Source organism: Micromonospora sp. DT43 (genome assembly GCF_049841645.1).
Taxonomy (GTDB): Bacteria; Actinomycetota; Actinomycetes; order Mycobacteriales; family Micromonosporaceae; genus Micromonospora.
Genome location: NZ_JBNCKR010000012.1, coordinates 64,590 through 77,276, shown reverse-complemented (window position 1 = coordinate 77,276; position 12,687 = coordinate 64,590). Strand labels below are relative to the sequence as shown.

The window sequence follows — 12,687 nt, the reverse complement described above, 5'->3', positions numbered from 1 at the left end:
GATTTTGCTGGTATCGGTCTGGTCACCTTCGCGCCGGCCGGGAGTCCGCGTCAATACCTTTCTATCTATCAAAGCGTGCAGAAAGAAACTTTCACGTACGCTCGGTGATCCCCTCGAATCGGTACGGAGTGTCACGGCCGCACGGGTTGCGGATCGGTAACGGCCGTCTCTACTCTGGTCATTTGTCGGCCCGGTAGCAGGTCTGCCCATCCGGGCGGTAACGGACCGACACCGCCGAGTCGCTTGCGAGCGAGCCGGGGACCCAGGTTCCCCCGGGGTGAATCCGCAGCCATTGCGGTAGGGCGCCAACTTCCCGCCCGAACCCGTCAGCTAACCCGGTAGGCGGTCAGGAAGAAGGAGTACGGAACCCCGGTGGCCCTCCATGCCCCGCGGCCGTCGTCCGAACGGTCGGCCTCGGCCGACCCGACGTCGACAGTGCCGCGTCCACGCTGGTCCCGCTTCACCACCGCCCTCGCCGCAGTGGTCGGCGTCGCCGTCGTCCTGACCGGCAGCGCCACGGCTGCGCACGCGGACCCGTCCGTCGCCGAGATCGAGCGCCAGATCGACGCCGACTGGAACAAGCTCGAACCGGTCATCGAACGGCACAACGCCACCCGCGCGGACCTGGCCGTGAAGCGCAAGCAGGCCGACATGCTCGCCGCTCGCATCGCGCCCCTGGAACGCCAGGTCGACGCCGCGATGACCAAGGTCAGCGCGCTGGCCGTGCGGGCGTACATGGGCGAGAACCTGTCGACTGTCAACACGATGCTCGGCAGCCGGTCGCCAAGCGAGGTGGTGGGGCAGCTCGAGATGCTCGACCGGTTCGCCCACAACCAGCAGGAGGACGTCCGGCAGGTCGCCGACCTCCGCGACGAGCTGGCCCGGCAGAAGGCGCCGCTCGACGAGATGGTGGTCCAGCTGACCCGGACCGAAGCGCAGTTGGCGGCGAAGAAGAAGCAGATCAACGACGAGATCGACAGGCTGCAGAAGCTGCGCCTCAAGGTGTACGGCAACGGCGGCGGCGGTTCGCTGCGTCCGGCGCCCTGCCCGGCCAGCTACCCCGGCGGCGGCGCGGGCACGGCCGTCAAGTTCGCCTGCGCCCAGATCGGCAAGCCGTACGTGTGGGGTGCCGAGGGTCCGAACTCGTACGACTGTTCCGGGCTGATGCTCGCCGCATGGGCGAAGGCAGGCGTGTCGCTGCCGCACAACGCCGCAGCGCAGAGCCGGGTGACAAAGAACGTCAGCAGAGCCGACCTGCGCGCCGGTGACCTGGTCTTCTACTACAGCGACATCCACCACGTCGGCATGTACGTCGGCGGTGGCTGGGTGGTGCACGCCTCCCAGGCCGGTCAGCCCGTCAAGATGAAGAAGGTCGACGACGGGCCGATCCACAGCTACGGCCGTCCCGGCTGACCGACGTCGAACGCAGCAGGGCCCGTCGCGATCTCATCGCGGCGGGCCCTCGTCGTCTCCTAGCGCGTCGGCCAGGCACGCCAGTTCTGCCAGGAGCGGCTGGGCGTCGGCCCCCGCTGACCCTGGTACCGCGAGCCGTAGACCACCGAGCCGTACGGGTGCTCGGCCGGCGAGGAGAGCCGGAAGATGCAGAGCTGGCCGATCTTCATGCCCGGCCAGAGGGTGATCGGCAGGTTCGCCACGTTGGACAGTTCCAGCGTCACGTGGCCGGAGAAGCCCGGGTCGATGAACCCCGCGGTGGAGTGGGTGAGCAGGCCGAGGCGGCCCAGTGAGCTCTTCCCCTCCAACCGGCCGGCGAGCTGGTCGCCGAGCGAGATCACCTCCAGCGTCGAGGCGAGCACGAACTCCCCCGGATGCAGCACGAACGGCTCACCGTCGGGCACCTCGACCACCGAGGTCAGGTCGTCCTGCTGCATGGCCGGGTCGATGTGGGTGTAGAGATGGTTGTTGAAGACCCGGAACAGCCGGTCGAGTCGGACGTCGATGCTGGACGGTTGGACCAGGGTGGGCTCGAACGGCTCCAGGCCCAGCGTGCCGGTCTTGATCTCGGAGACCAGGTCACGGTCGGAGAGCAGCATCGGACCACCATAGCGAGGGCCGCGGTGACCAGCGTGTTGAGGTCGCTCCTCGTACATTTGTTCGATAGAATGCCCGCATGGCTTCCTGGTCCGAATTCGCCGCCGACGAGCCCCGCCTCGCCGACGGGATCCGCGTTCTCCTGCAGCAGTACGGGCCGGGCTTCGGCTACCTGGCCACGGTCCGCGCCGACGGCGGGCCCCGGGTCCACCCGGTCTCCCCGGTCATCACCGACGAGGGTCTCTTCTGCTTCATTATCGACTCGCCGAAGCGCCGTGACCTCGAACGGGACGGCCGCTACGCGCTGCACTCCTTCCCTTCGGAGGAGAGCGACGACGAGGCGTACGTGGCGGGCCACGCCTGGCCGGTCGCCGACCCGGGCCGGGTGGCCCGGTTGGCGCAGAGTGCCCGGGCCGAGCCGCAGGTCGACTGGCGGCTGTTCGAGTTCACAGTCGACGTGGCGATGCTGACCCGTCGCGAGCAGCACGTCACAGGCGTTCCGGGTGTCACTCCGGGCCGCCCGGCCGTGCGGGTCTGGCTGGATCCGCAAACCCCGCCGGCGCCGGCCGCGCCTGTCGCCGTACCGCAGACGCGCCCGGCCCGACGCAGCCGTGACGTCCAGTGCACGGCCGCCTGACCGCGGCCCGATCCGGTAAAAACGCAGGTGCCGGCTCCGTCGTGACGGAGCCGGCACCTGGTGTACGCGAGCAGAGCTACGCCGCGCGGTACGCGTTCCACGCGGTAAGCATGCGGCTCGCCTGCCCCGCGGTGAACTGGTACATGCACGAGTCGTAGGTGTAGTCCATGAAGTTGGTGATCGGGTCCAGGCCGGTCGCCGAGCAGGTGTTCCGCCCGGTCGGGCACTCGAACGCCGGTGACGCCTCGGCCGGGGTGTCACTCACGCCGTCGCCCGAGCCGCCGCAGCCACCCTGGAACGTGTGGTAGAGGTTCAGCCAGTGCCCGATCTCGTGGGTGCCGGTGTCGCCCTGGTTGTAGTTGGTGGCGGTGCCCCCCGGAAGGGACTCGTTGAGCACGACCACGCCGTCCATGCTGCTGAGCTTGCGCTGCGGGAAGGTCGCCCAGCCCAGCAGGTCGTCGCTGAGCTCACCGAGGTAGATGTTGAGCGTGTTCTTGCCGCCCACCCGCAGCGACGACTTCATCGACCGCTCCGCCGACGAGCCGTCGACGATCGGGTACCAGGACGGGTTCGTCACTCGGTTGATCTTGTCGAGTCGGAAGGCGAAGGCGGTGGCCGCGCCGCCGGTCCCACCCGCGTAGGCCTGGTTGAGCACGCTGATCTGCGAGGTGATCAGCGAGTCCGGGATGTTGCCGCCGGCCCGGGTGCTGTTCTCCTGGATCACGTGCACCACCACCGGGATGGTGACGGTGGCAAGCGTCGTGGCGCCGGCGCCGGCCCGGTAGTTGGCGCGCTCGCGCAGCGCCGCCGCGAGGTCGGCGTCGCGTTCACGGACCTGCTTCGCGGTCAGCTCGTTCGGCTCGTGCGTGCCCGCCGCGCCGGGCCTCACCCGGGCGTTGGCGTGGCTGTCGGTCGGCTCCGCGCAGGCGCCACCGGGCGCTGCGGAGAAGGCCGAAGCAGCCGGAACGACACCCGCCGCAGCGGTGCTGAGCAGGAGCGCGAGGGTCGTCGACGCGACACCGGCGGCACGCCGGGTCAGCAGGTTGGGACGGAGTCCCATGGGCCCACCTCTTTCTGGCGGCGCGGCAGGGGGTGTGTCACGCCGTGGCTGGGAACGTGTGGCAGACGTTACAACCCATCGACGCATTTGAGAACGGCCATATGTTGCCGTCAGGAAACTTCTTCCGATGCGCGGGCGGGCCGCCGGCACGCGGGGGTGGCCGGGTGCACCGGTTCGACGACTCGGGTACAGTGGTGCCGCCTGCGGGTGTAGTTCAATGGCAGAACATCAGCTTCCCAAGCTGACAGTGCGGGTTCGATTCCCGTCACCCGCTCCACGCACGGAAGCCCTGGTCAGGACCGATGGTCCCGCCAGGGCTTCCGTCGTTCTAGATGGCTGAAACAGGGCGCTGTGCCATTAGCCCGCCTCGGCGCCCGTCCCGTCGTCCTCGGCGGCCGCCGCGCGGGGACTGTCGTGGCCCATCCGGGCCATGATGTCTCGCAGGCTGCCGCCGGGCGCCCGCGACGCGAGCGTGTCGCCGGGTCCGGTGCGCGGGCTACCCTGCGGCGCAGCTGACGTCGTTGAGCGTGAACGCGATCGGGACCGCGTCGCTGGCCTGCCAGGTGCCCAGGACGCCGAAGACCACCGAGGCGCCCGGCGCCAACAGGGGGTTGTAGCTGGCGTTCCGGGCCGTGACGGTGGCACCGCTCTGCTGGGCGGTGGCGGACCAGGACTGGACGATGTGCTGGTCACCGGGGAAGGTGAAGCTGAGCGTCCAACCGTTGACCGGCACGGTGCTTGTGTTCTTGATGGTGATCTGGGCGGTGAAGCCTCCCGGCCACTCGCTCCCGGTGCGGTAGCTCACGGTGCAGGGCGTCGCCGGCGTCGGGTCGATCGGCACCGTGTCGGTCCGGGTGAGCCGGGTGCCGGTGGCGTGGTCCTCTACCCGGACCGTGACCTCCAGGCCGGTGGCCGTACAGCCGGGGCGCACAAAGTAACCCTCCTGCCAGCTGAAGGTCGCACCCGGATCGACGGTGACCGTCCAGCCAGGCAGGGGGTCGAAGGCCGGGCAGCCGGTGGGGATGCCGGGGGTGGAGCCGACGAACCGGGCGTAGATCGCCGTGGAGAACTGTTGCTGTTGGGCGGTGCAGTTCTGCCCGACGGCCGTGGCCCTGACGGCCTGGCCCGCAACCACCCGGGGCGGGTTGAAGGTGAGCGACTGGATCTGGACAGTACCGGCGCAGGCGTCGGCCGGGGCGGTGCCGGCTGGATCGGCCTGCGCCGCCGCTGCGGGGACGGCGAGTGCGCCGGCGGCGCAGACGGCGGCCGCGGCGAGGGTCAGGAGCGTACGCAAGAGGGCCCTCCTGGGTGAGCCGGGGGATACGGGCATCGCTAGTCGACCGCATCAATCAATGTTCGTCAATTGACCGGATCGGCGGTCGTCTCCACCATGCGTCGCACCGGCTCGCTGCCGGAGACCGCCGTGATCTCCCGACCGACCCCCCGCGGCCAGGACGTGAGTCCCGGTCAGGGCCTTCGGTGGCGCGGTCGATCATGGCCGGGGCCGGGCGTTGCGCAGCCTGATGCCACTGAAGCCGACCGTGCTCTTGACCACGGCGTCCCAGAACGGCCAGAGGTTGTCCAGCACGCGAAGCTGAATGCCCGCCTCGGCGTGGCACCGCAGCAGGTCGCCAACCGGCTCGGGAGGGCCGAGCGGCGTGACGGGCTCGACCGCCACGAGCGCGTGTGACTGGGGAGCGCCGAAGGGTCGGAACCGATCGGCCGGTAGCCGGTAGGCGAACAGTCGAACCGTCCGCATCGCTTCCAGCCAGCCGTACTCGATCGCGTGGACTCGCTCGCCGCAGCCCGCCCCGACGATGCGCTCCCGATCCGTCCGGGAGGTCGTTGGTAACACCCAGGCCATCGCACGTGGGCACTGGCGCGGAAACCAGTAGTCGGGTGCCCTGTCGTAGTCGACGGCCCACACGTAGGCGTCCGGCTGCTGAGCGGTCGCGGCGACATGCGGAACGAACCGAGTGATCGTCGGATCCTCCGAGAAGTGCAGCACCTGCCCGGGCTCCGGTCGCATCCCGTTGTCTCTACCCGCGGCGGGCGACAGGCACAACCGAATTCAGGTGACCCTCCGGGTCCGAACCGGTGCGCTCGGGCGGGCCGGTGTGAACGCAGCCGAGGGTCGGCCGTGCGGTGCGGGCCTCGGCGACGCGGACGCTTCTCACGTGCATGGCAAGATCTGCCGGGTGCAGGTCGGGATGCTGGGACCATTCGAGGTTCGTACGGACGAGGGTGTCCTGACCGACGTGCCGGGCGCGCGGTTGCGCGGACTGCTTGCCGCTCTCGCGCTCAGCCCCGGCCACGTGGTCCCGAAGGTGACTCTCGTGGACTGGATCTGGGGTGAGAATCCGCCCTCCGATGCGACGAACGCCCTGCACCGCCTGGTTTCCCGGCTGCGGAAGGTGCTGCCCGACAAAGTGATCGAGGGGCAGACCGACGGCTACCGGTTGACTGTGGAACCCGACGCCGTCGACGCCGTACGGTTCGAACGCCTCGTCGCTCAGGCACGCGACGCCGAGGGCCCGCAGCGGGTACGACGGCTTCGTGACGCCCTCGGCCTGTGGCGCGGCGCGGCCATGCAGGACATCGGTCTGGCCGACAGCATGGCGTTCGACGCTGCGGTCACCCGGTTCGAGCGGTTGCGCCTGACCGCTCTGGAGGACCGCTTCGACGTCGAGACGATCCTCGGCCACGGGCCGGAGCTGGTCGCGGAGCTGACCGACCTGGTGGCCGCGCACCCGGTGCGTGAACGGCTCGCCCTCGCGTTGATGCGAGCTCTCGCCGCGACCGGCCGGGACACGGAGGCCCTGCTCGTGTATCAGCGCACGAGCGAGGCGCTTGCCGACGCGCTGGGCGTCGACCCTTCGCCGGAGCTGTCCGCGTTGCACGTCGCGCTGCTGCGGGGCGAGGTGGGAGGGCGCGGCGAGAACCGCAGGACCAATCTGCGGGCCGAGCTGAGCAGCTTCGTCGGCAAGGACGGAGCTGTGGCCGAGGTCGGCGCGCTCGTCGCCGTACATCGGCTCACGACCCTGATCGGACCCGGCGGCTCGGGGAAGACCCGGCTGGCCACGGAGACCGCGCGCAGCATGCTCGACGACCTGCCCGACGGTGCCTGGCTGGTGGAGCTCGCCGCGATCGGGGCGGACGGTGACGTGGTGCAGGCGACGCTTACCGGGCTCGGGCTCCGGGACGCTCTGCTCGGCGAGGCACCGAGCTTGGAGCTGATCGACCGGCTCGTCGCCGCGATCCGCGAGCGGGACGCGCTGCTGATCCTGGACAACTGCGAGCATGTGATCGAGTCGGCGGCGGCGTTCGCCCATCGACTGCTCGGGGAGTGCCGGCGACTGCGCATCCTCGCGACGAGCAGGGAACCGCTCGGCATCACAGGTGAGGTGCTGTGGCCGGTCGCGCCGCTGTTCCTGCCGGCCACCGACGCCGACCCCGACGAGATCGAGTCGTCTCCCGCCGTCCGCCTGCTGCGGGACCGGGCGGGCGCGGTGCGCAGGGATCTGGCCGTCGACGCGCACACGTCGTCGACGATGGCGCGCATCTGTCGGGCTCTGGACGGCATGCCGCTGGCGATCGAGCTGGCCGCGGCCAGGTTGCGCACCATGTCCGTCGACCAACTCGCCACGCGGCTCGACGACCGGTTCCGCCTGCTGACCGGCGGCAGCCGCACCGCGCTGCCCCGGCACCGGACGCTGCGAGCCGTGGTCGACTGGAGCTGGGAACTGCTGACCGAGGCCGAACGCGTGGTGCTACGCAGGCTTGCGGTGTTCTTGGGCGGAGCGAGCCTGGAAGCGGCCGAACGGGTCTGCGCCGGCGACACGGTCGAGCAGGACGAGGTGCTTGACCTGCTGACCGCGCTGACCGAGAAGTCGCTGCTGGTCGCCGAGGGTGACGAGGCCCCGCGCTACCGGATGCTCGGCACGATCAAGGAGTACGCCGCGCACCGGCTCGCCGAGGCGGGCGAATCGGATCTGGCACGCCAGGGGCATCTCGCCTACTTCACCGAACTCACCGAGACGGCGGAGCCGCAGCTGCGCCGCGCCGACCAGGTGAGATGGCTCGCCACCCTCGAAGTGGAGCACGACAACATCCGCTCCGCTATGCGCGGTGCGCTCGCGGCCGGCGAGGCGTACGCGGCGATGCGCCTGGCCGCGGGCGCCGGCTGGTACTGGTGGCTCGGCGGCCACCGGACCGAGGGCATGGAGCTGATCACGGCAGCCACCGAAGCGCCGGGCGAGGTCACCGACGAGGTCCGCGCCACCGTGTACGCGCTCGTCGTGCTCTTCCTGAACTCCGGGCCCGGTGACGAGCGCCAGGCCGCGGAGTGGATCCACCGGGCGTACGAGTTCAGTAAGCGCAGCCCTGGCAAGCACCCCGGTACGTCGCTCGTCGTCCCGCTGGAGCGCATGTTGCGGGCTCCGGACGCGGTCCTCTCCGCGTGGGAACCGCTGCTGGACGACGAGGATCCCTGGGTACGCGCACTGGCCCGGCTGCAGCTCGGCAAGATGCGGATCATCCTCGGTCAGGACGGCCGGGACGTGGACGCGTATCTCGAGTCGGCGCTCGCCGAGTTTCGGGTTCTCGGCGAGCGGTTCGGGATCTCGTTCGCCCTCACCGAGTTGGCGGAGCTCATCGCCGTCCGCGGCGACTACGCCGTTGCGTGCGGGCACTACGAAGAGGCGATCGCGGTCGTCACCGAGGTCGGCACCGTCGAGGACATCATCCGGATGCGGTCGCGGCAGGCTCAGCTGCACTGGTTGCTGGGCGACGAGGAGTCCAGCGCGGCCGCCGTGGCCGAGGCGCGGCGGTTCGCGGAACGGGTCACGTGGCCGGGTGCGTTGGCGGTGCTCGCCCTGTCGCAGGCGGAGCTCGCTCGCTGGCGTGGGGACGCCGAGGAGGTGGCCCGGCAGGTCGGTGTCGCGACGGCCCTGCTGCGCGACGAAGCCGAGCAGGCGCACATCCGCTCCGTGACACATGACCTGCTCGGCTACGTCGCCGACGATCTCGACGAGGCGCGACGGCACCGTTCCGCGGCTTGTCAGGCGGCGGCCGAGACGGGGCACGCACCCTCGATCGCGCAGGTGCTGGTCGGAGTAGCGGACCTGGCCCTGCGCCGCGACCAGCATGAGCAGGCAGCCCGGCTGCTCGCGGCGAGCACCGCCGTGCGCGGTCGGCCGGATCGTTCCCAGCCGGACGTGGCCCGGATCGAGCAGGAAGTGCGGCGCCGCCTCGGCGAAGGGAGATTCGCGGAGGCGGCGCTGGAAGGCACTCGGACGAACTGGAGTGAGCTGGTCGCGGTCACGCTCGCTTCGTGAAGGTGGAACGCGCCCACAGGTATCCGACGAGGGCGATGGCGACGCACCAGGCGAGGGCGGGGATCACGTCGCCGGTGGACGGCGTGCCGTTGAGAAACCCGCGCAGGGTCTCGATGATCGGCGTGAAGGGCTGATATTCGGCGAACTCCCGCAGCCCGGGTCCCATCTTCTCCGCCGGCACGATCGCGCTGCTGAAGAACGGCAGCATGACCAGAGGCACGGAGGCCAGCCCCGCCGTTTCCGGCGACTTGGCCGACAGTCCCAGGGCGACCGTGAGCCAACCGGCGGCGACACCGAGCAGCACGATGACGCCGATGGCGCCGAGCCAGTCGAGGAGGCTCGCCGACGGGTCGAACCCGAGCAGGAAGGCCACCCCGATGAGGGCCGCGATGGCGGCCAGGTTGGTCAGGACGCTGGCGACGACGTGGCCGGTCAGCACCGCGCCCCGGGAGACGTGCATGACCTTGAAACGGTTGATGATGCCCTTGGTCATGTCCGAGTTCACGGCCGTGGCGGTGGCTCCGAGGCCGTAGCAGACGGCCAGCAGCATCAGTCCCGGGGTGGCGTAGTCGATGTAGTCGACGCCGACGTTGAAGGCGTCGCCGAACATGTACACGAACATCAGCATGATGATGATGGGCATCAGCACCGCGTTGAACACCGAGGTCGGGTTCCGGGCGATGTGCTTGAAGTTGCGACGCAGCATGACGATCGAGTGGGCCTTGGTGCTCATTTCGCGGAAACCTCCAGGGTGCGGTTGCCCGTCAGGGCGAGGAAGACGTCATCGAGGTCCGGCGTCTGGACGGACAGTCCTTCGGCGCTGATCGCGTACTCGTCGAGTCGGTCCAGCAGGGCCCGCAGCGAGGCTGTCCCGCCGTCGCTGGGGACCCGCAGGGCCAGTGCCTCGTCGTCCCGCGTGGAGTCGCTCAGCACCCGGGCGGCCGCGTCGAGTTCGGCGACCGTGGTGAACCGGAGCCGGACGTGCGTGCCGGGGATCTGGCGCTTGAGTTCGTCGGGCGTGCCCTGGGCGACGAGACGCCCCTGGTCGAGGACGGCGATCCGGTCGGCGAGCTGGTCGGCTTCCTCGAGGTACTGGGTGGTGAGGAAGATCGTGACACCGTCGGCGACCAGGTCGCGGATGATCGACCACATCGTGCGGCGGCTGCGGGGATCCAGGCCCGTCGTCGGCTCGTCGAGGAAGATGATCCGCGGGTCGCCGACAAGCGTCATCGCCAGGTCCAGCTTGCGGCGCATGCCGCCGGAGTAGGTGGCGGCCGGCTTCTGCGCCGATTCCGCCAGATCGAACCGCTCCAGCAATTCCGTGACGACCCGCCCGCCGTCCCTTGTCGGTATCCCGCTCAGATCCACCATGAGCTGGAGGTTCTCCCGGCCGGTCAGCAGTTCGTCCACCGCCGCGAACTGGCCGGTGACTCCGATGGCCGCCCGGACGGCCTTGGCCTCGGTCGCGACATCGTGCCCGGCCACCCGAACCGACCCGCCGTCGGCCTTCACCAACGTGGTCAGCACGTTCACAGTTGTCGTCTTACCCGCCCCGTTCGGGCCGAGCAGGGAGAAGATCGTGCCCGCCTGGACCTCCAGGTCGATGCCGTCGAGCACGACCTTGTCCTTGTAGGCCTTCCGCAAGCCGGAGACCGCAATCGCTGAACTCGTCATGCGGACAACTATTGAGAGCTGGCCTGTCACCGGACTGACACGGCCGTGACACGACCACTGACGCCTGTCGCTGTGGTTCCCTCGCCGTAGCGATTAGGGTCCGACCAGGAGGTGGTCGTGTGTTCACCGAGGCCTTTCCCATCGTGACGACGTCCGACCTGCCGCGGTTGATCGCGTTCTACCGGGACGTCGTGGGCTTCGACCTGACCTACCGGTTTCCCGAGGACGGCGAGCCGGAGTTCGTCGCCCTGCGGCTGGGCAGCAGTGAGCTGGGCCTGGCCGCCGACCCCCATGCCGGCGACCCTGCCCTCTCGCGTCGTTGGGAGTTGTGCGTGTACGCCGACGACTGCGACGCGGCCGTGGACGCCCTACGTGCGGGCGGCGCGACGGTCACCGAGGAGCCGGTGGACCAGCCCTGGGGTGAGCGGTCCGCCCGGGTCACCGACCCGGACGGCAACCGGCTGCTGGTGCTGTCCCGCCTGTAGCGGCGGTCATCGTCTCCAGAACAGCAGATGGGTGACGCCACTGGGACTGGGCAACGACTCCAGGTGGAAGCGGTCGAGCAGCTCGCGGTGGTCGTCCCACAGCCGCTCGCCCCGGTGGAGGTCGACGGGGGCGACGGCGATGTGCATCGTGTCGACCAGGTCGGCATCGAGGAACGCGCGGATGACGGCCACCCCACCCCCGAGGCGTACGTCCCGACCGTCGGCCGCCTGCTTCGCCCGGGCCAGTGCCTCGGCGGGGCTGGCGTCGAGGAAGTGGAACGTGGTGTCGGCGAGCGTGAACGACGGGCGTAGGTGATGGGTGAGCACGAAGACAGGCGTGTGGAACGGCGGATTGTCCCCCCACCAGCCCTGCCACTCGTGATTCTCCCAGGGGCCGCGCTGGGGGCCGAACTTGTTGCGACCCATGATCTCCGCCCCGATGTTGCACTCGGCGTCGCGGGTCAGGTAGTCGTCGAGGCCGCGGGTGCCGCCCGGCTCGGTGCGGTACACGAAGCTGGCGGTGGCGGAACGCCAGGAGAACAGCGCGGTGGGGTCGGCGTGGCCGAAGGGCCGTTCCAGGCTCTGCCCCTCTCCGGTGCCGAACCCGTCGCGTGAAACGTTGAAGCACTGCACCCGCAACAGCTGCGGCATGGCGTCTCCTTCAGTTAGTGGTCGTCGTCGGGCCGCCGCCACTGCCCCGGTCGTCGAGCACGAGCGGGGCACGACCGCTCACCTCGTACCGGATGTGGGTGACCTGCGGGGTGGGGATGACCCGGGTCGGCGTCAGCTCGATGGCCTCCTTGTCGCCGAGGTCGAGGTCCGCGTCGAGCAGCCGCAGCCCGGTGCCGAGCACGACCGGTACGACGTGCAGCTCCAACTCGTCGAGCAGGCCGGCCTTGAGCACCTGCCGCACCAGGCTGCCGCCTCCGGCCACCGCGACGTTCCGGCCGCCGGCCGCCGCGCGCGCCTGCTCGACGGCACTGGTCACGCCGTCGGTGACGTAGGTGAAGCTGGTGCCGCCGCCGCGTAGGAGGGTTTCGCGGGGTCGGTGCGTGACGACGAAGACCGGCGCGCGGAACGGCGGCTCCTCGCCCCAGGGCACCTCGCCGCCGTCGGCCATCCGCCGGCCCATGACGTACGCGCCGGCGGCGCCGAACGTCTCGGCGATCACGTCGGAGTTGGCGTCCTGCTCGCCTCCGGCGAAGCCCTGTCGCTCGCGCCACGCCACGGCGTCGGTCGCCCAGCGGGTGACCCGGAAGAACCCGGCAGCCTCGGCCGAGTCCGTCCAGTCGCCGTCGCCGTCGAACAGCGGGCCGGCGTAGAACCCGTCCACCGACACCGACAGCTGTGCGGTCACCTTCGTCATGTCGCTTCTTCCCTCTCCTCGGGCGGCACCAAGCGGGTGCCTGCTCGCAGGGAGGTCGGAGCCGATCGGGACGCCCCTAC

Annotated in this window: 12 protein-coding genes, 1 tRNA gene and 1 riboswitch; of the genes, 5 read left to right on the top strand and 8 right to left on the bottom strand. The window is 70.1% G+C overall.

Translation table 11 applies throughout. The features are described from left to right. Positions 1 to 222 precede the first annotated feature (222 nt). Positions 223 to 359: riboswitch (cyclic di-AMP (ydaO/yuaA leader) on the top strand. 13 nt (positions 360 to 372) lie between these two features. Then, positions 373 to 1,413, top strand: a complete 1,041-nt coding sequence (locus ACLQ26_RS25025; RefSeq protein WP_425746753.1) for an NlpC/P60 family protein — start codon at positions 373 to 375, stop codon at positions 1,411 to 1,413. 59 nt (positions 1,414 to 1,472) lie between these two features. Here the strand turns inward: ACLQ26_RS25025 and dcd are convergent, their stop codons facing one another. Beyond that, entirely contained in the window at positions 1,473 to 2,051 is a 579-nt protein-coding gene (dcd, locus tag ACLQ26_RS25020; RefSeq protein WP_363680972.1) for a dCTP deaminase, read from the bottom strand. Between the two features lie 77 nt (positions 2,052 to 2,128). Between dcd and ACLQ26_RS25015 the strand changes: the two genes are divergently transcribed. After that, a complete protein-coding gene (locus tag ACLQ26_RS25015) occupies positions 2,129 to 2,686 on the top strand; it encodes a pyridoxamine 5'-phosphate oxidase family protein (RefSeq protein ID WP_425746752.1) in 558 nt (185 codons plus the stop codon). A 76-nt stretch (positions 2,687 to 2,762) separates the two neighbouring features. On the opposite strand, the gene ACLQ26_RS25010 is transcribed toward ACLQ26_RS25015, so the two are convergent. After that, on the bottom strand, positions 2,763 to 3,746 hold the full coding sequence (locus ACLQ26_RS25010; RefSeq protein ID WP_425746751.1) for a zinc metalloprotease: 984 nt from the start codon (positions 3,744 to 3,746) through the stop codon (positions 2,763 to 2,765). 203 nt (positions 3,747 to 3,949) lie between these two features. Here ACLQ26_RS25010 and ACLQ26_RS25005 point away from each other — a divergent pair. Continuing rightward, positions 3,950 to 4,023 (top strand) — tRNA-Gly (locus ACLQ26_RS25005). 219 nt (positions 4,024 to 4,242) lie between these two features. On the opposite strand, the gene ACLQ26_RS25000 is transcribed toward ACLQ26_RS25005, so the two are convergent. After that, positions 4,243 to 5,040, bottom strand: coding sequence for a cellulose binding domain-containing protein (locus ACLQ26_RS25000; RefSeq protein WP_425746750.1), 798 nt, complete (start codon positions 5,038 to 5,040; stop codon positions 4,243 to 4,245). 198 nt (positions 5,041 to 5,238) lie between these two features. Beyond that, positions 5,239 to 5,775, bottom strand: coding sequence for a DUF6886 family protein (locus ACLQ26_RS24995; protein ID WP_425746749.1), 537 nt, complete (start codon positions 5,773 to 5,775; stop codon positions 5,239 to 5,241). 169 nt (positions 5,776 to 5,944) lie between these two features. Between ACLQ26_RS24995 and ACLQ26_RS24990 the strand changes: the two genes are divergently transcribed. Continuing rightward, positions 5,945 to 9,082: a BTAD domain-containing putative transcriptional regulator gene (locus ACLQ26_RS24990; protein WP_425746864.1), complete on the top strand. Its 3,138-nt coding sequence runs from the start codon at positions 5,945 to 5,947 to the stop codon at positions 9,080 to 9,082. On the opposite strand, the gene ACLQ26_RS24985 is transcribed toward ACLQ26_RS24990, so the two are convergent. Further along, on the bottom strand, positions 9,066 to 9,815 hold the full coding sequence (locus tag ACLQ26_RS24985) for an ABC transporter permease (protein ID WP_425746748.1): 750 nt from the start codon (positions 9,813 to 9,815) through the stop codon (positions 9,066 to 9,068). The two genes, ACLQ26_RS24990 and ACLQ26_RS24985, sit on opposite strands and share 17 nt — an antisense overlap. Further along, a complete protein-coding gene (locus tag ACLQ26_RS24980) occupies positions 9,812 to 10,756 on the bottom strand; it encodes an ATP-binding cassette domain-containing protein (RefSeq protein ID WP_425746747.1) in 945 nt (314 codons plus the stop codon). Before ACLQ26_RS24980 ends, ACLQ26_RS24985 begins: the two co-directional genes overlap by 4 nt. 119 nt (positions 10,757 to 10,875) lie before the next feature. Here ACLQ26_RS24980 and ACLQ26_RS24975 point away from each other — a divergent pair, with 119 nt between their 5' ends. Beyond that, complete coding sequence (locus ACLQ26_RS24975) at positions 10,876 to 11,241, top strand: VOC family protein (protein ID WP_425746746.1); 366 nt, start codon at positions 10,876 to 10,878, stop codon at positions 11,239 to 11,241. 6 nt (positions 11,242 to 11,247) lie between these two features. Here ACLQ26_RS24975 and ACLQ26_RS24970 read toward each other — a convergent pair whose 3' ends face one another. Together ACLQ26_RS24970 and ACLQ26_RS24965 are read right to left on the bottom strand one after the other, a co-directional pair. Further along, positions 11,248 to 11,892 carry a dihydrofolate reductase family protein gene (locus ACLQ26_RS24970; RefSeq protein WP_425746745.1) on the bottom strand — a complete coding sequence of 215 codons (645 nt, stop codon included), beginning with the start codon at positions 11,890 to 11,892 and terminating at the stop codon, positions 11,248 to 11,250. Between the two features lie 10 nt (positions 11,893 to 11,902). Continuing rightward, positions 11,903 to 12,607 carry a dihydrofolate reductase family protein gene (locus ACLQ26_RS24965; protein WP_425746744.1) on the bottom strand — a complete coding sequence of 235 codons (705 nt, stop codon included), beginning with the start codon at positions 12,605 to 12,607 and terminating at the stop codon, positions 11,903 to 11,905. Positions 12,608 to 12,687 lie beyond the last annotated feature (80 nt).